Below are 15,848 nucleotides of genomic sequence, written 5' to 3'. Positions count from 1 at the left end.
ATTGAGGTGTATTCGCTTAGCTGGATTTCAAGTCTTGCGCTCCCGGGCAGTTCCCTGTTCAATCGCCGTCCAAGCTTCCATCAGGCGAATTTTATGTATCTTGACGTCGTTCATTTGCGAGCCTTTTACGATCTTCCACTTGGGCAGTTGCTGCGAGGCTTGATCGGCGCACCGGTCGCGCAGATGTGGCCGGATATTCAAGGGCAAAGCCTGTTGGGTCTCGGGTATGCCGGACCGTTCATGCGCCGGTATCACGGATCGGCCGAACGGGTGATCTCTGCGATGCCAGCCCCCCAAGGCGCCATCCACTGGCCGCGGGAACATGCCAATTCATGCGCCTTGGTCGAAGATGAGGCTTTACCGTTTTCTGATGCGACGTTCGACCGGATCATGCTGGTCCACGCGCTTGATCATTGCTCCGATCCATCCGCGATGCTGCGGGAAGTCTGGCGTGTGCTCGCGCCAGGCGGCCGTGTGATCGTTGTTGTGCCCAACCGACGCGGTTTATGGGCCCGCTCTGAGCTCTCCCCGTTTGGTTATGGCCGGCCGTACTCGGGAAGCCAGCTGAAGGAACTCATGAAGAATTGCCAGTTCAACGTCCTGAGCGATTCTGAAGCGCTCTTCATGCCACCATCGCGGGCAGTCAGCATTCAGCGGACAGCACGGACCTGGGAGAACCTTGGACGCCGCTTCTGGCCGGCATTCGCCGGCATCCTCATCCTGGAAGCGGAAAAGCTGGTGTTCAGGAGCTTGCCCGTCGATGGCAAGAAGAGCCGCCTTCGGGTTCTGCGGCCGGTTTTCATTCCAGATGGCGCAGCGACAGGGCTGAAGCCTGTGCGGCAGGAACGGTCGGAGCAGTAGCGCTAGGTCCGGAATTCTTTTGCCTTTTTGCGACCAGATACATATGACTAGGCCGCGCTTGCACACGCTTGTTTTTGAGGAAATTTTGTATGACCCGGAGCCCGGATAACGGCGCATCAATCGATACCGCCCGCGCCCGTCTCGCCGAAATCGATGCGCGCATTTACGATGCGCTGGTGGAACGTCACCAAACAGAGACCGATCTCGCCGCTTTGCACGAGAGCGCGGACGCATCCTCACAAACTCAAGATTATGACCGTGACACCGACCTCATCCGGTCATTGGCAGAGCTCAATCAAGGCGCATTGCCACTGGTTGCCCTTGAAGAAATCTGGCGCGCAATCCTCGCAACCAGCGCAGAACGGCCCGCCGGATCTGCGATCCATCTGGACGGCAGCGGTGATCTTGTCGGCATGCTGGATCTTGCCCGTTACTATTTCAGCTTTTCGGCAGAGCTAGTGCCGGGAAGCGATGCCGCGGATGTTGCCGGCGCCGTAAGCGATGCGGTTTCCGACATTGGGCTGGTGGCCTTGAGCGACCGGGCAGATCTGCCTTGGTGGCGCGGGCTGAATGAGAGCGGTGCTCAGATCCGGGCCCGCTTGCCGCTTGTTCTCGTTGATGAACGGCCTGCAGATTTGCCGGCACTGGTTCTTGCCAAATCCGACAGGATTGTCGACAAGCCGGAAATTGCGGTTTATGACGCGCGTTGGTCTGACCGTTTGCCTGGCAAATTGATGGACCAGGGGATCGAAGTTCTGAGCTTCTACCGCTCGGCGACCGGTGTGGATGCACTGCTTGCCGTATCCGGCGATCTGCCGGAGGACGCTGTCCTGGCAGCTTGCCTGGAAGCCGGTGCCGCACCAGACGTCTTGAGAGCAGTTGGCGGTTATGCAGCGCCAATTGACGGGGCCGGCGATCCAGATGATGTGTTTGACCCTGCAGATGCAGGGGACTTGGGATGAATGACATGACGATTGCAGTGACTGAAGTCGATCAGACGGCCGTTCAGAGCCGCCCGCAGCCGAAACAAGGCGTGTTGGATATTGCCCCCTATGTGCCGGGCAAATCCAAGGGCTCTAATGGCAAGACGCTTCATAAACTCTCGTCAAATGAAACGCCGCTTGGTTTCAGCGACGCAGTGTCCGCAGCAATCGAAGGCGTTGCGAAGTCTCTGGAGCTCTATCCGGACGGCGGGGCGACTGAATTGCGGGCCGCCATCGGGGATGTTTACGGCCTCAATCCGGATCGCATCATTTGCGGCGCAGGATCAGATGAAATCCTGAGCATGCTCGCCAACACCTATCTCGATGAAGGTGATGAGGCGATCTATTCCGAACATGGCTTCCTCGTTTATGAGATCGCAATCCGCGCCGCGGGGGCAACACCGGTTGTCGCGCCGGAAAAAGACTTCACTACCGATGTCGATGCGATCCTGGAACGGGTGACCAGCAGAACGAAGATGGTTTTCCTCGCCAATCCGAACAATCCGACCGGGACCTACATCCCGTTTGAGGAGGTCAAGCGCCTGCATCAGGCTCTGCCGCCGCATGTTCTTCTGGTGCTGGATGCCGCTTACGGTGAGTATGTCCGCCGGAACGATTATGAGAGCGGAATCGAGCTGGCGGCGACTGCCGACAACGTTGTCATGACCCGGACCTTTTCGAAGATCTACGGCCTTGCCAACCTTCGTCTCGGTTGGGGCTTCGGCCCGGCGCATGTGATTGACGCGATGAACCGCATCCGCGGCCCGTTCAACGTCTCCGGTGTTGCGATTGCCGCAGGCGCAGCGGCTGTCCGCGACCGGTCCTTCGTAACCGCATCGGTTGAGCACAATGAAAAATGGTTGCCTTGGGTGACTGCAGAGCTGGAAAAGCTTGGCCTAACCGTAACTCCAAGTGTCGGCAATTTCGTTCTGGTCCATTTCCCGGACGTTGACGGCAAACGGGCAACAGATGCGGATACGTATCTTCTGGAGCGCGGCTGCGTTCTGCGCTTGGTGGGCAATTACGGCCTGCCGAACGCGATCCGTATGACCATTGGCAGCGAAGAGGCCAACCGCACCGTGGTTGCGCATCTGAAGGATTTTCTGGCGCAAGCCTAAAACAAAAAGACCTTATGACCAACGCCCCCATTTTTGAGCGCATGGCCCTGATCGGGATTGGCCTGATCGGGTCATCCCTTGCCCAGGCCGCCCGCCAGCGCGGCCTTGTGAAAGAAATCGCCATCTCCACCCGCTCCGAAGCGACGCTTCGGCGGGCTGAGGAGTTGGGGCTGGGCGACAGCTATTCGGTCGATGCCGCTGTTGCGGTCGAAGGGGCAGATCTTGTCATCCTCTGCGTGCCGGTTGGGGCAAATGAAGCGATCGCAAAGTGGATTGCTCCCGCATTGAAAAAGGGTGCGATTCTGACAGACGCCGGCTCGACCAAAGGGTCCGTTGTCGCGCAGGTCGCGCCGCATGTGCCGGAAGGTGTGCATTTCATCCCGGGCCATCCGATCGCGGGCACCGAACAGTCCGGCCCGGATGCTGGCTTTCCAACCCTGTTTGACCAGCGCTGGTGCATTCTGACACCGCCGGAAAACACCGACCCGGACGCGCTGGAAAAGCTAAAGGCTTTCTGGCAAGGCTGCGGCTCTGACGTCGATCTGATGGACCCCAAGCACCACGACCTCGTGCTCGCGATCGTGTCTCACCTGCCGCATGTCATTGCCTACAATATCGTTGGCACGGCCGACGATCTGGAAGCGGTCACGAAATCGGAGGTGATCAAGTATTCGGCCTCCGGTTTCCGCGACTTCACCCGTCTAGCTGCGTCTGACCCGATCATGTGGCGGGATGTGTGCCTCAATAACAAGGACGCAATCCTTGAGATGCTGGCACGGTTTTCCGAAGACCTGTCAGCCCTGCAAAGGGCCATCCGCTGGGGGGACGGCGACAAGCTGTTCGAGATGTTCACCCGAACACGCAGCATCCGACGCTCGATCATCGAGGCCGGTCAGGAAACCGATGCGCCAGACTTCGGCCGCCATTCGGGCGATTGATAGGACTTCCACTAATTTGAGCGTGTGACGACATAGTCCGCCAATGCGTTGAGTGCAGCGGCTTTGCTCCCGTAAGGGGCCATCAAATCATGCGCTTCCTCAAGAAGCGCCTGCAGCTCTGCGCGGGTCCTGTCTATGCCCATCAGACCAACGAGCGTTGCCTTGCCGGCTTCTGCGTCCTTGCCTGTTGCCTTGCCCATGGCTTCCGGACTTGCTTCCACGTCAAGAAGATCATCTGCCAGCTGAAAGGCGAGGCCGATGATTTCTCCAAACCGGGTCAAGCGCTCCACATCGGCATCTGAAGCATCGCCCAGAATGGCACCGGCCCGGCACGCATAGCGCAAGAGCGCGCCGGTCTTCATTGATTGAAGGTGCCGTATCTCAGCCTCGGACCGGTCCCGGTGCTCCGATTCCAAATCCAGCATTTGCCCCCCGGCCATGCCGCCAATGCCCGACGCCCGGGCAAGCTCCCGGCATAATCTCAGGCGGATTCCTGCCTCAGGATGCACCGCCTCATCGGTAATGACATCAAAAGCCAGCGTCAAAAGTGCATCGCCTGCAAGAATGGCGGTCGCATCATCATAAGCCTTGTGCACCGTCGGTTGACCACGGCGCAGATCATCATCATCCATGGCTGGCAGGTCATCATGAACCAACGAGTAACAATGAATGAGTTCCAGGGCACAACCCGCTTGCACCACCCCGTCATCTGCCCGGCCGAAAAGCCCTGCCGCATCCATCACCAGCACCGGGCGCAGACGTTTGCCGCCGTTAAGCGCGCCATGACGCATGGCATTGATCAACCGCTCCGGACGGGAAATTTCGCCATCCCTTTCCGTTTCCTTCAGGAGGCTGGTCAGAGCCGTCTCGATGCGTCCGGCCTGCGCCGCCAGATGGGATTTCAGGTCAAATGTCACACGAGGGCTCCAGAGCTGGGTTTACAGTCTTTGGTATAGGGGTTTCCCTGAAGCGATTTCGCTGTATCGTCAAGGCCTGTCTTAGGAATTTATCTGCTTTTGCCTGCCTGCCTTACCAGCTGCAATCTCTTGGAGAATTGACATATGAAGTTGCTGTCCAGCCTGCTCCGAGCCTTCATCAAGAACGGACGGATGCGTGTCCTCGATGTTTCCGGTGGCTTGCATGAATTCGGGTCCGGCGAGAACGGGCCAACGGTCACGATCCGGCTTCACGACAAGAAGCTCTATACATCGCTGTTTCTCAATCCGGAGCTGGCAGCGGGCGAAGCCTATATGGACGGCACGCTCACCATGGAGGAAGGCTCGACGTGCTACGATTTTCTGTTTCTATTTTCGATCAACCGCGCTCCGCTGGGAGCCCACCCGGTGCAAGGGCTGCTCCGCAAGAGCTGGAAGGCCTTCCGGCGCCGTCAGCAAGCCAACAGCGTGGACCGGGCAAAGAAACAGGCGCGTCATCACTATGACCTCTCAACGGACCTCTACCGCCTGTTTCTCGATGACGGGCTGAACTACTCCTGCGCCTATTACACAAGCCCGGACGACAGCCTTGAGGACGCCCAGGCGGCCAAACTGACCCACCTGGTCGCAAAGCTCGACTTGAAACCGGGCATGGAGGTTCTCGAAATCGGTGGCGGCTGGGGCTCGCTTGCGATCCAAATGGCGAAAGCCGGCGCCAAGGTCACCTCGCTGAACGTGTCACCTGAACAGGTAAAGATCGCCGAGGAACGTGTTCGCGAAGCCGGCGTTGAAGACAAGGTCACGTTTGTCCTCAAGGATTACCGGGAATTTGAAGGCCAGTTCGACCGGGTGATTTCCGTCGGCATGATGGAGCATGTCGGGATCGGTCACCAAGACGAATATTTCGCCAAGGTGAAGGAGTGCCTGACCGAGAATGGCTTTGCCGTGATCCACTCGATCGGCCGCATGACCCCTCCAGGAACGACCGGTCCGTTCTTCCGCAAATACATTTTCCCCGGCGGCTATGTGCCCGCGCTCTCGGAAGTCTTTGCATCGACCGAACGCCTTGGGCTATGGGTGTGCGACGCAGAAATCCTGCGCCTGCATTACTATTACACCTGCCGGGACTGGCGGGTGCGGTTCCTGGACAAGTGGCAGGAGGCAGCCGATCTTTATGATGAACGCTTCTGCCGGATGTGGGAATTCTATCTGTGTGCGGCGGAGCTCGGGTTCCTGCACGGATCGAACATGGTGATGCAGTTGCTTTTGTCGAAAGAGCGCGACGCCGTGCCGATCATCCGGGACTTTATCGTCGACAACGAACGGGAAATGAATGCCACGGGCTGAGGCCAAAACGGACAAGACCCTAAGGTCCAAACATGGGATCTTGACCTGGACGGGGTTCCGCAGGCGGCTGGTGCAGCTTCTCGTGGTCCTCTTATTGGTGCCGCCGATCCTGACCGTGATCTACTCTGTTGTGCCACCGGTCAGCACCTTGATGCTCGCCCGTTATGTGCAATTTCTCTGGGTGGACAGGCAATGGGTTCCGCTGGAAGACATATCGCCCAATCTGATCCGCTCGGTCATTGCGTCCGAGGACGGCAGGTTTTGCATCAGTCACGGGGTGGACTGGGGCGCCTTGCGGGAACAGGTCGAAGCCCTGAGTGAGGGTGAGCGTCCACGCGGGGCCAGCACCATCACCATGCAGACCGCCAAAAACCTCTTTTTGTGGAATGACCGGTCCTACATCCGGAAAGGCATGGAAATCCCGCTCGCGCTCATGTTGGACGCACTCCTGACCAAGAAACGGATATTGGAAATCTATTTGAATGTCGCCGAGTGGGGTGAAGGCATCTTTGGGGCCGAAGCAGCCGCCCAAGCCTGGTTTGGCAAACCCGCCAAAGACTTGAGCAGCCGGGAGGCAGCAAGGCTGGCCACGGCTCTGCCCAATCCGCTCGGCCGCAACCCGGCAAAACCGTCGGCAGGACACCAGCGTCTGGCGTCCAAGAACGTCGCCCGCGTCCGCAGCGCCGGGCCAATTTTCGAATGTGTTCTGGGGAAATAATCACAAGCCCCTGTCCGCTGGCCGGCATTCCGCTTATCAGGCGAAAAGAAAATTTCATCAATGGGGTGGCAAAACGCCGGAGTTGCCTGTATAACGCCGCGCATTCGAACACCTGCGTGCAGCCACGCCCCGGGCTTTCCCGGTCCGGGCCGCATGGGTATGGACCACGGAGAAAAACAAAATGGCCGTTCCAAAGAGAAAAACCTCGCGCATGAAGCGCGGTTTTCGCCGTTCTTCGGACGCCCTGAAACAGCCGACCTACGTCGAAGACAAGGATTCGGGCGAACTTCGCCGTCCGCATCACGTTGATCTGAAGACTGGCATGTACCGGGGCCGTCAGATCCTGTCCGCTAAGGACGACGCCTAAGACCGGCATGCTTTCGGGCTGGACCTGAAAGCAGCCGTGATCAGGCTGGATCGCCGTATGGCAAAACAAGATTGAGGCTGACCTTGTTCCGACAGGTCGGCCTTTCTCTTTTTTGGGTCATTCCGCAAAAGACACTAGAGTGCCGCTGTGGCGGCGCAAAATCGGTGGTGCCAGCCAAATGCGGCCGCGAGGGGTCACGTCCTCCCGCCACACCCTCGAGTTTCTATCTGGCTCGTTTTACAACAAACACCAAAAGATGCTCCACCACTTGAAAAGCGATCTGCTTCGCCCGGGACGACAACAATGCTGTTGGCGACTTCTTGTTGAGTACAGCGCTAACCAACTGAAACAGGCGTGCCCACAGAGTTCCACAGAGACTTTCCCGGCCGAACTTGCTAGACCTTCTGCGAGAATCTTCTTGTTTCGCTCCGGAGTCGCCTGATGCGCCTGTTATCCGCTCTTCCGTTCACGCTATTCGCTCTTTTGATCTACAACGGCTTTGCGTTCACCGCGGGTGCGGCAGACCCGAATTTCTGGTCAACGCCGATTCTCTCGATTGCCATGGTCTCCGGCGCAGACTTTCAGCTGCTCGCCAGCGATCTCCTGATCACGGCGGGCTTGTTCTTCTTGTTTATCGAAATCCTGAAAGCCACACGGATCGGCAAGGCCGCCGTCGTCGATCACATGCTGTCTGTACTGGTGTTCGTTGCCTTCCTCGTAGAATTCCTGATCATTCCGCAGGCGGCAACGTCCGTGTTCTTCATCCTGATGGTGATTGCCCTGATCGATGTCATCGCAGGCTTTTCGATCTCGATCACCGGCGCCCGCCGCGACGTCGCCTTCGGCCACGGCGAGATGCATTAATTCAACAAGAAACAGCAGCCATCATCGAAGGCTTGATCAAGCCTCTTCTTCGTCCTCGACAATTGCATGTTTCTGGATCAGAGGAAGCTGGGTGAGGGTGAAAATCAGGGTGATCGGCATGACCCCGAAAACCTTGAAGCTGACCCAGAAATCGGTCGAAAAACTGCGCCAGACAATCTCGTTGATCGCCGCCAGGACAAAGAAAAATACGCCCCAGCGGAAGGTCAGCTTGCGCCAGCCTTCGTCAGTCAATTTGAACGCGCTGTCGAACACATAACCGAGCAGGGCCTTGCCGAAGAACAGACCACCGAGAAGGATGGCCCCGAACAGGCTGTTGACGATGGTGGGCTTCAACTTGATGAAAAGCTCATCGTGGAGCCACAAGGTCAACGCGCCGAACACGATCACAACGACGCCGGAGACCAGCGGCATGATCGGCAAACGCTTCGTCAGATAGAGGGATGCAACAAGCGAGATGGTGATCGCCACCATGAATGCGGCTGTTGCCAGAAAGATCGGCTCGCCCACCGCTTTGAGGACCGGAAAACTCTCCGCGATTTGTTCGCCTCTTGAGTTGAAGAGAAAGAAAACGCCGAGCGGTCCCAACTCCAAGGCCAGCTTCAAGAGCGGCGACAGTTCCTTGCGGGACGGGTCATTCGGGGCGCGTTCCAATTCCATAAAGTCTCTCCGGTGCTCAGCTGTCCCGGAAATAGGGATAACCAGGGCGGCCGGTCAAGGCTTGGCGCGCGATAAAGCGCTCAAACCGTCTTGAAAGACGACTTCATCAAGGCTTTCGCCCCGAAACCAAATGGATATTCAAGTTGGCAAAACACCGGCCAGCACGGTCCCGCTCTTCAAGGTCCTGCCAGAACCTTGCGTTTTCCGATGACGTGATGACGCCTGCTTCAACGCTGCGGGCCGTTATATCGCCAAGGACACACATTCGGTTGAGGTCGGCCAAACTCTTGAACAACAGCGAATGCACACTGTGGTGGGTTAGCTCCGTTTGCGTTCCGATCAGATCCACAAGGTCCCGGCCGATACGCGGATTGACCAGGGCACAGGCGTAAACGGCAGCAACCTTTGTTGCGATCTCCGGTGTGCTCGAGGCAATCACGAAACTTCCCCAATCCGGTTCCGCCGCGCAGATGATGCCGCCGGGCCTGACAATCCGGAGCATCTCGGCAATCGCCACCTCGGGCTCCGGGATATGCTGCAGAGACCGGTCAATGCGAACGGCATCAAAGGCACCTGTGTCAGCGTCTAAAGCCTTGATGTCACTCTGCAGGAAGTGGATGGAGGCATCAGCACCGCCCGCAGCGGCCTGAATGCGCGCTTTTGCTGAGGCAAGAAACTTGGCACTTAGGTCAAACCCCGTAACGGATCCCCTTGGAACAAGGGCCTTCAAATGCGGAAGATCAAAACCGAGGCCGCAGGCGACATCGGCGGCATGGCTGTCGGGCGAGAGCTCCAGAAGCTTGTACGAGGCTTCTTTATAGGCCTGAAACCCTGGATGCGCAGCCATCAGGTGTAAGAGGCCTTCCAGATTTTCCAACTCCGAACCGGAAAAGGCGTCTGCATTCTGGTAAGCTTGCGCAAGGAACTTCATAAATCACCGCCGCCCTTAAAATGTACAAGGCAATCATTGCAAGTGAGAGTTGAGCGCGCAAGAGATTATCTTCTTATGGCTGGGAGCACGCCAATAGGTTTGCGCCGCGCTGCAACTGCTTTTGTCTACGCGGCGCTGACCTTTGCGATTGCTGCCGGACCAGCAGCGGCCATCACACCGATTGACTGGCCTGATCTCAAGGACCCGGCTGCCTCCCAGTATGAAGACCCCTTCGAAGCACTCTACCTCTCAGAACTCAGGTCACTTGCCGCAGTTTACAGGATCCGCAATGGACTGAAGAGCGGCGGGCTGACCCTTGAGGAGCGCACCAGGCTGGAGCGCCGCCTGAATGATGAGGAGGCCAAACTTGCCGCCGCGGGGATCCAGACCGATCAGCTTCTCGCCCAGCGCGATATGGTCGCGAGAAGAAGAGCCGAAGCGCGTTTGAAGGGCAATTCGGATCTCGCAGGCAAAGATGTTGCGATTACCGGCTACGTGATCCCGGTCCTGGATGAAACAGGCGCTGCAAAATACGGCTATCTCGTCTCTGGCTATGGCATGTGCAGTCATGTCCCGGCACCAGCGCCCAACCAGATCATCTTCTACAGGCTCGAAGAAGAATGGGCGGAGGCTGAACTCTACAAACCCGTTCTTTTGCAGGGCCGCCTGGATCTCAATGTTTCAAGACAAACGATTAATCTTCTGGATGGCGATGTGACGATCACCGCGTCGTTCGGCATGGACGTCACCGATATCCGGGCGCTGGAGCCGCAGAAAAGTGATGTCAGGGGCCGTGGCTTCCGCTCCTTCACACGATAGCCTTAACAGCAAAAAGGCGCCCGCAGGCGCCTTCTCATCAGATTGAACCAGAGGCTTTAAGCCATGTACTGGCCACCGTTGATGGTCATAACCGCACCGGTCATGAACCCGGCCTTGTCGGAAGCCAAGTAGACAACTGTCTCTGCAATTTCTTCTGGTTTGCCAAGCCGGCCAACCGGGATGCCACCAACGATGGATTCCAGAACCTTCTCTGGCATGGCAGCAACCATGTCGGTGCCGATGTAACCCGGGCACACGCAGTTGACGGTGATGCCCTTGAAGGCGTTTTCCTGAGCCAGCGCCTTTGTAAAGCCAATCACACCGGCTTTTGCAGCCGAATAGTTGGTCTGACCCATCTGGCCCTTTTGGCCATTAATGGACGAGATGTTGATGATCCGGCCAGAGCCCCGGCTGCGCATGCCGTTGATCACCGGGTGCGTCATGGTGAACATGGAATCAAGGTTGGTGGACATCACGGCCCGCCATTGATCGAAGTCCATCTTGTGGAACATGCCATCACGCGTGATACCGGCGTTGTTGACCAGAACTTCAACTGGGCCGAGATCGCTCTCCACCTGGGCAATGCCGGCAGCGCAAGCGTCCGGATCGGAAACGTCCCACTTGTAAACATGAATATCGGTCTCGGCTTTAAAGGCCTCAGCCTTCTCGGTGTTGCCGGCGTAAGTGGCCGCCACGGTGTAACCCGCTTCTTTCAATCCGCGTGAGATTGCCTCACCAATACCGCGGGTGCCTCCGGTAACCAATGCCACCTTGCTCATGTATTCCCCTCCTGGTTTCCCCTCTACGGCCTTTCCGGCACGTTTGAGTTCATTACAAGTCTATTTCGGGATGTAGTCATGGCAGGGCGCCTCCTGCCCAACCATGACCAATGTCAAAGAAAGCTCTCTATGACTTCAGACTTTCGGGTAAGCCGCCTTAGCGCTCCAGGCACATGGCGACGCCCATGCCGCCGCCGATGCAGAGCGTGGCGAGGCCTTTCTTGGCGTCGCGGCGAACCATCTCGTGCAGCAAGGTGCAGAGAATGCGGGCACCGGACGCTCCGATCGGGTGACCGATCGCGATGGCACCGCCATTGACGTTGACGATGTCCGGGTTCCAGCCCATGTCCTTGTTGACCGCGCACGCCTGCGCAGCGAAGGCTTCGTTGGCTTCCACCAGATCCAGTTCTTCTGCAGACCAGCCGGCTTTTTCCAGCGCTTTGCGCGATGCCGGGATCGGACCGGAGCCCATGATGGTCGGGTCAACGCCAGCCGTTGCCCAGGACGCAATACGCGCCAGCGGCTTGAGGCCACGCTTTTCAGCTTCCTCAGCACTCATAACCACCAGCGCTGCTGCGCCGTCATTGATGCCGGAGGCATTTGCGGCCGTTACAGTGCCTTCCTTGTTGAAGGCCGGGCGAAGCTTTTGCATCGCTTCCATTGTTGCCCCATGACGAATGTACTCGTCATCCTCAACCACAATATCGCCCTTGCGGGTCTTCACCGTGAACGGGGTGATCTCATCCTTGAACTTGCCGGCTTTTTGGGCAGCCTCTGCCTTGTTCTGAGAGGCAACGGCGAACTCGTCCTGCTGCTCACGCGTGATCTGCCACTTCTCGGCAACGTTCTCTGCGGTCTGGCCCATATGGTAGCCGTTGAACGCGTCCCACAGGCCGTCCTTGATCATGGTGTCGACCATCTTGTAGTCGCCCATTTTGTAGCCCGCACGCATCGGAGCACAGTGCGGCGACTGGGTCATATTTTCCTGACCACCTGCGATCATGACGGTCGCATCGCCGGTCTGGATTTGCTGCGCTGCAATCGCAACGGTGCGAAGACCCGAACCGCACACCTGGTTGAGGCCCCACGCTGTTGCCCCGTCAGGAATGCCAGCGGCAATCGCAGCCTGCCGCGCCGGGTTTTGGCCCTGTCCCGCGGTCAAGACCTGTCCGAATACAACCTCATCAACATCCGCGCCATCAACCTTGGCCTGCTCCAAAGCAGCCTTGATGACATGCGCTCCAAGCTCATGTGCTGGCGTGTTTGCGAAAGATCCATTGAAAGACCCAACCGGGGTGCGGGTCGCACTGACAATAACAACGTCGGTGGAAGCGCTCATATTACTCTCCAAACTTCTGGCCGTCTGATGGCCTTGGATGGGTGACCTCTTTCACGGCCTCCCTGAACCGTGAATATGAGTGGACTAGAACTTGCAGCGGGAAGTGTGTCAACCGTGACAACCCCTATGCGGCGCTGTTTTCGCTGTTGCGGCATTATCCTTTCGTCACTGCACATAAAAAGGCTGGCACGAGACAATACGATTGGCTTAGTCTCATAGTTGGAGGAGATGACAAGTCTGCGAAGGCCTTGTCGTCAAATGATAAACAGCCACTGCAGGCACGCAGCTGCGGAATGAAAAGGCGGAACCATCTGATGGCCAAGACCAGTGAGCCGACAATCATCAAGAAATACGCCAACCGGCGGCTCTACAACACCGGCACCAGCACTTATGTGACCCTCGAAGATCTCGCGGTGATGGTGAAGGGGGAGGAAGACTTTGTCGTTTATGATGCCAAGTCCGGCGACGACATCACCCGGTCTGTTCTGACCCAGATCATTTTTGAGCAGGAAGCAAAAGGAACGAACCTTCTGCCCGTGTCGTTTCTTCGGCAACTGATCGGCTTTTACGGAGACAGTATGCAGGGTCTCGTACCCAGCTATCTGGAATACTCCATGACATCGCTGACCAAGGAACAAGAAAAGCTCCGCGCCCAGATGACCGATGCTTTCGGCGCGACCGCCTTCGACGCCATAGAAGACCAGGTCAAGCGCAACACGGAAATGTTTGAACGGGCCATGAAAATGTTCATGCCGTTCCCGACCGGGGAAGGCGCGGCAGCTGCCGCGCCGGGTTCAGAGAAGAAAACCGCACAGCCGGAGGCCAGCGACCTGGACGACATGAAACGGCAGCTGGAAGAAATGCAGAAGACCATCAGCAAATTGACTGACAAGCCCTGATCGGGTCTCTTTCTGAAACAAAAAAGCGGCGGCCCATCTGGACTGCCGCTTTTTGCTCATCTGATCAGCCGCAGTCTGCGACGAGATTGACAGCCTCAACACCTGCGACAGCACAAGCCTCATCATTGTCTGACGTATCGCCGGTGATGCCGACGGCGCCGAGGGTTTCGCCCTCTTCGTTTTTCACCAGCACGCCACCCGGCACCGGAATGATCGCTCCGCCGGAAGCTCCATTCAGGGCGTTGACGAAGTGCGGACGGGTTTCCGCATTGGCGTTGAGCCAGCGTGTACCTGTGCCCACCGCCAGTGCACCAACCGCTTTGCCGGTTGCGATCTGCGGACGCATGATGGAAGACCCGTCCTGGCGCTTCAGGGCAATCGCATGACCGCCCGCATCCAAAACCACCACCGTCAATGGTTTCAGGCTAAGTTCTGCTGCTTTTTCGTATGCGGCAGAAATGATGGTCTCTGCGGTTGAAAGTGTGAGTTTGCGCATTGAGCTGGTTCTCCTTAAGGTGCGGGCCAAGATTGCCAGCTTGCTAACAGAGCAGCCCGGCATGGAATAGAGTGTTTATTCAACAATCATTTGCGGCCAATAGGAAACAATCGCCAGCCGCCATGGGGGGAATTCAGTGAAGCGGGACTTTCAGGCACCAGGCAGATCACCGGTATTTGCACGCGAAGCTGCTGTTGCGACCTCCCATCCGCTGGCGACAAGCGCCGCGATCGAAGTGCTGCAAGATGGCGGAAATGCCGTCGATGCAGCCATTGCCGCTGCGGCCGTACAAGCTGTTGTTGAACCGCATATGACCGGTATTGGCGGTGATTGCTTTGCGCTGGTCACCGAGCCGGACGGCCGGCTCACCGGCTTCAACGGTTCTGGCGCGGCGCCGCGCGCAGCCAGCCCTGAAAAACTTGCAGAGCTGGGCGTTTCTGAAATCACCGACACCTCGCCGCATGCAGTCACGGTACCGGGCGCAATCCGGGCTTGGGAAACGCTGCTGAAAGCCCACGGCACCCGCCAATTCAAACCTCTGTTCAAACGCGCGATCGATTATGCGCGGGATGGCTTCCCCGTCGCACCGCGTGTTGCAAACGACTGGCTAAAGAACGTGGACAAGCTGGCCGCTGATCCGGTCTCCGGAGCCAGGTATCTGGTCAGGGGAGCCGCGCCTGAAATTGGCCAGGTAATGAAGTTCCCGCATCTTGCGGCAACACTCGAAGCCATCGGCGATGAAGGGGCTGACGCCTTCTATTCCGGCGCGATTGCGGAAGATATCGTTGGCGCACTGGCCGCCAAGGGCGGGATCATGACAACCGATGACCTTGCCGCCTGCCACACAACAGCTGTTTCTCCGGTTGTCCGCGAGTACAAGGGGCACGCGGTTGCAGAGCTGCCGCCCAACGGTCAGGGTGTGATTGCGCTAATCATGCTGGGCATTCTAGAGCGCTTTCATCTTGAGAATCTCGACCCGTTTGGCGCCGAGAGGTTTCATCTGGAAATGGAGGCAGCCCGCCTCGCCTACGCGGTGCGCGATCACTATGTGACCGACCCAGGCTATATGGACATCTGCCATACCCGATTGATCGGTGAAGACTACATCGATCAGCTTGCGCAGCGTATTTCCATCGACAAACGGCAGACAGACATCGCTGAGACGAGCCTCGCGCCGCAGACTGACACGATCTACCTGAGCATCGTCGACAAGGACGGATTGTCGGTCTCGTTCATCAATTCCCTTTTCAGCGATTTCGGCAGCGGCATTGTTGCGCCGGAAAGCGGTGTGCTTTTGCATTGCCGTGGCCGCTCGTTCAAGGCGCAACCGGGCTTTGCGAACTCCATCGCCGGCGGCAAGCGCCCGATGCACACGATCATTCCAGCCGTGGCCTTGAAAAACGGCGCTCCGTGGCTCTCGTTCGGCGTCATGGGCGGCCATTATCAAGCCTGCGGTCATGCGCATTTGCTGACCAACATCATCGATTACGGCATGGATGTGCAGGCGGCGATTGATTTCCCGCGCATGTTCTTCGATCTGGAAACCCATGCATTGCAGGCTGAACGCCTTGTGCCGCCGTCCACGATTGATGGCTTGAAAGCACTTGGTCACACGGTTGTGCCGGCCCAGGGCGCCATAGGCGGCAGTCAGGCGATCATGATCGACAAGGCGCGCCATGTGCTCACCGCAGGATCCGATCCGCGGAAAGACGGCCACGCGGCGGGGTATTGATCCAGAGCATGTCTCTGAACGGCCTGCGTCAGTAAATCTCCTTG

General features: G+C 57.8%; 17 protein-coding genes. 11 read left to right on the top strand and 6 right to left on the bottom strand.

All coding sequences use genetic code 11. From position 1 onward, the window contains the following. Window positions 1-93: 93 nt before the first annotated feature. The 4 genes from SADFL11_RS18600 to SADFL11_RS18585 all read left to right on the top strand — a co-directional run bounded on the left by SADFL11_RS18600 (window position 94) and on the right by SADFL11_RS18585 (window position 3,900). Window positions 94-861 carry a class I SAM-dependent methyltransferase gene (locus SADFL11_RS18600; RefSeq protein ID WP_008194810.1) on the top strand — a complete coding sequence of 256 codons (768 nt, stop codon included), beginning with the start codon at window positions 94-96 and terminating at the stop codon, window positions 859-861. Window positions 862-950: 89 nt separating this feature from the next. After that, window positions 951-1,823, top strand: coding sequence for a chorismate mutase (locus SADFL11_RS18595; protein ID WP_008188663.1), 873 nt, complete (start codon window positions 951-953; stop codon window positions 1,821-1,823). Continuing rightward, window positions 1,820-2,962: a histidinol-phosphate transaminase gene (gene hisC, locus SADFL11_RS18590; RefSeq protein ID WP_008192169.1), complete on the top strand. Its 1,143-nt coding sequence runs from the start codon at window positions 1,820-1,822 to the stop codon at window positions 2,960-2,962. Before SADFL11_RS18595 ends, hisC begins: the two co-directional genes overlap by 4 nt. A 14-nt stretch (window positions 2,963-2,976) precedes the next feature. After that, window positions 2,977-3,900 (top strand): prephenate/arogenate dehydrogenase family protein, encoded by a 924-nt coding sequence (locus SADFL11_RS18585; RefSeq protein WP_040451148.1) that lies wholly within the window; start codon window positions 2,977-2,979, stop codon window positions 3,898-3,900. Window positions 3,901-3,911: 11 nt separating this feature from the next. Here SADFL11_RS18585 and SADFL11_RS18580 read toward each other — a convergent pair whose 3' ends face one another. After that, on the bottom strand, window positions 3,912-4,817 hold the full coding sequence (locus tag SADFL11_RS18580; protein WP_008193606.1) for a polyprenyl synthetase family protein: 906 nt from the start codon (window positions 4,815-4,817) through the stop codon (window positions 3,912-3,914). 144 nt (window positions 4,818-4,961) lie between these two features. Here SADFL11_RS18580 and SADFL11_RS18575 point away from each other — a divergent pair, with 144 nt between their 5' ends. The 4 genes from SADFL11_RS18575 (at window position 4,962) to SADFL11_RS18560 (ending at window position 8,131) form a co-directional block, all read left to right on the top strand. Further along, window positions 4,962-6,182, top strand: a complete 1,221-nt coding sequence (locus SADFL11_RS18575) for an SAM-dependent methyltransferase (protein WP_040451150.1) — start codon at window positions 4,962-4,964, stop codon at window positions 6,180-6,182. Next, window positions 6,169-6,900, top strand: coding sequence for a monofunctional biosynthetic peptidoglycan transglycosylase (gene mtgA, locus SADFL11_RS18570; protein ID WP_008196931.1), 732 nt, complete (start codon window positions 6,169-6,171; stop codon window positions 6,898-6,900). Before SADFL11_RS18575 ends, mtgA begins: the two co-directional genes overlap by 14 nt. A gap of 181 nt (window positions 6,901-7,081) precedes the next feature. Beyond that, complete coding sequence (gene rpmF / locus SADFL11_RS18565; protein ID WP_008193743.1) at window positions 7,082-7,267, top strand: 50S ribosomal protein L32; 186 nt, start codon at window positions 7,082-7,084, stop codon at window positions 7,265-7,267. A gap of 441 nt (window positions 7,268-7,708) precedes the next feature. Continuing rightward, window positions 7,709-8,131, top strand: coding sequence for a hypothetical protein (locus SADFL11_RS18560; RefSeq protein ID WP_008188924.1), 423 nt, complete (start codon window positions 7,709-7,711; stop codon window positions 8,129-8,131). A 36-nt stretch (window positions 8,132-8,167) separates the two neighbouring features. Here SADFL11_RS18560 and SADFL11_RS18555 read toward each other — a convergent pair whose 3' ends face one another. Both SADFL11_RS18555 and SADFL11_RS18550 read right to left on the bottom strand, forming a co-directional pair. After that, complete coding sequence (locus tag SADFL11_RS18555) at window positions 8,168-8,809, bottom strand: septation protein A (RefSeq protein WP_008194357.1); 642 nt, start codon at window positions 8,807-8,809, stop codon at window positions 8,168-8,170. Window positions 8,810-8,915: 106 nt separating this feature from the next. Continuing rightward, window positions 8,916-9,740 (bottom strand): methyltransferase domain-containing protein, encoded by an 825-nt coding sequence (locus tag SADFL11_RS18550; RefSeq protein WP_008190422.1) that lies wholly within the window; start codon window positions 9,738-9,740, stop codon window positions 8,916-8,918. A 75-nt stretch (window positions 9,741-9,815) separates the two neighbouring features. Between SADFL11_RS18550 and SADFL11_RS18545 the strand changes: the two genes are divergently transcribed. Next, window positions 9,816-10,559, top strand: a complete 744-nt coding sequence (locus SADFL11_RS18545; protein WP_040451151.1) for a DUF3299 domain-containing protein — start codon at window positions 9,816-9,818, stop codon at window positions 10,557-10,559. Window positions 10,560-10,615: 56 nt separating this feature from the next. Here the strand turns inward: SADFL11_RS18545 and phbB are convergent, their stop codons facing one another. Beyond that, window positions 10,616-11,338, bottom strand: coding sequence for an acetoacetyl-CoA reductase (gene phbB / locus SADFL11_RS18540; RefSeq protein WP_008197257.1), 723 nt, complete (start codon window positions 11,336-11,338; stop codon window positions 10,616-10,618). 157 nt (window positions 11,339-11,495) lie between these two features. Then, window positions 11,496-12,677 carry an acetyl-CoA C-acetyltransferase gene (locus tag SADFL11_RS18535; protein ID WP_008192106.1) on the bottom strand — a complete coding sequence of 394 codons (1,182 nt, stop codon included), beginning with the start codon at window positions 12,675-12,677 and terminating at the stop codon, window positions 11,496-11,498. A 314-nt stretch (window positions 12,678-12,991) separates the two neighbouring features. Between SADFL11_RS18535 and phaR the strand changes: the two genes are divergently transcribed. After that, entirely contained in the window at window positions 12,992-13,576 is a 585-nt protein-coding gene (gene phaR, locus SADFL11_RS18530) for a polyhydroxyalkanoate synthesis repressor PhaR (RefSeq protein WP_050776162.1), read from the top strand. A 64-nt stretch (window positions 13,577-13,640) separates the two neighbouring features. Here the strand turns inward: phaR and SADFL11_RS18525 are convergent, their stop codons facing one another. Next, window positions 13,641-14,072, bottom strand: a complete 432-nt coding sequence (locus SADFL11_RS18525) for a GlcG/HbpS family heme-binding protein (RefSeq protein ID WP_008193308.1) — start codon at window positions 14,070-14,072, stop codon at window positions 13,641-13,643. A gap of 136 nt (window positions 14,073-14,208) precedes the next feature. Between SADFL11_RS18525 and ggt the strand changes: the two genes are divergently transcribed. Further along, window positions 14,209-15,804, top strand: coding sequence for a gamma-glutamyltransferase (gene ggt / locus SADFL11_RS18520; protein ID WP_008190779.1), 1,596 nt, complete (start codon window positions 14,209-14,211; stop codon window positions 15,802-15,804). Window positions 15,805-15,848: the final 44 nt, after the last annotated feature.

Source organism: Roseibium alexandrii DFL-11, from assembly GCF_000158095.2.
GTDB classification, from domain to species: domain Bacteria; phylum Pseudomonadota; class Alphaproteobacteria; order Rhizobiales; family Stappiaceae; genus Roseibium; species Roseibium alexandrii.
This window is presented reverse-complemented; position numbering and strand designations above follow the sequence as displayed.

Coding starts and splice junctions, on each gene's coding strand:
- SADFL11_RS18600 (WP_008194810.1), top strand. CDS start 94: ATGTATCTTGACGTCGTTCATTTGCGAGCCTTTTACGATCTTCCACTT.
- SADFL11_RS18595 (WP_008188663.1), top strand. CDS start 951: ATGACCCGGAGCCCGGATAACGGCGCATCAATCGATACCGCCCGCGCC.
- hisC (WP_008192169.1), top strand. CDS start 1,820: ATGAATGACATGACGATTGCAGTGACTGAAGTCGATCAGACGGCCGTT.
- SADFL11_RS18585 (WP_040451148.1), top strand. CDS start 2,977: ATGACCAACGCCCCCATTTTTGAGCGCATGGCCCTGATCGGGATTGGC.
- SADFL11_RS18575 (WP_040451150.1), top strand. CDS start 4,962: ATGAAGTTGCTGTCCAGCCTGCTCCGAGCCTTCATCAAGAACGGACGG.
- mtgA (WP_008196931.1), top strand. CDS start 6,169: ATGCCACGGGCTGAGGCCAAAACGGACAAGACCCTAAGGTCCAAACAT.
- rpmF (WP_008193743.1), top strand. CDS start 7,082: ATGGCCGTTCCAAAGAGAAAAACCTCGCGCATGAAGCGCGGTTTTCGC.
- SADFL11_RS18560 (WP_008188924.1), top strand. CDS start 7,709: ATGCGCCTGTTATCCGCTCTTCCGTTCACGCTATTCGCTCTTTTGATC.
- SADFL11_RS18555 (WP_008194357.1), bottom strand. CDS start 8,809: ATGGAATTGGAACGCGCCCCGAATGACCCGTCCCGCAAGGAACTGTCG.
- SADFL11_RS18550 (WP_008190422.1), bottom strand. CDS start 9,740: ATGAAGTTCCTTGCGCAAGCTTACCAGAATGCAGACGCCTTTTCCGGT.
- SADFL11_RS18545 (WP_040451151.1), top strand. CDS start 9,816: ATGGCTGGGAGCACGCCAATAGGTTTGCGCCGCGCTGCAACTGCTTTT.
- phbB (WP_008197257.1), bottom strand. CDS start 11,338: ATGAGCAAGGTGGCATTGGTTACCGGAGGCACCCGCGGTATTGGTGAG.
- SADFL11_RS18535 (WP_008192106.1), bottom strand. CDS start 12,677: ATGAGCGCTTCCACCGACGTTGTTATTGTCAGTGCGACCCGCACCCCG.
- phaR (WP_050776162.1), top strand. CDS start 12,992: ATGGCCAAGACCAGTGAGCCGACAATCATCAAGAAATACGCCAACCGG.
- SADFL11_RS18525 (WP_008193308.1), bottom strand. CDS start 14,072: ATGCGCAAACTCACACTTTCAACCGCAGAGACCATCATTTCTGCCGCA.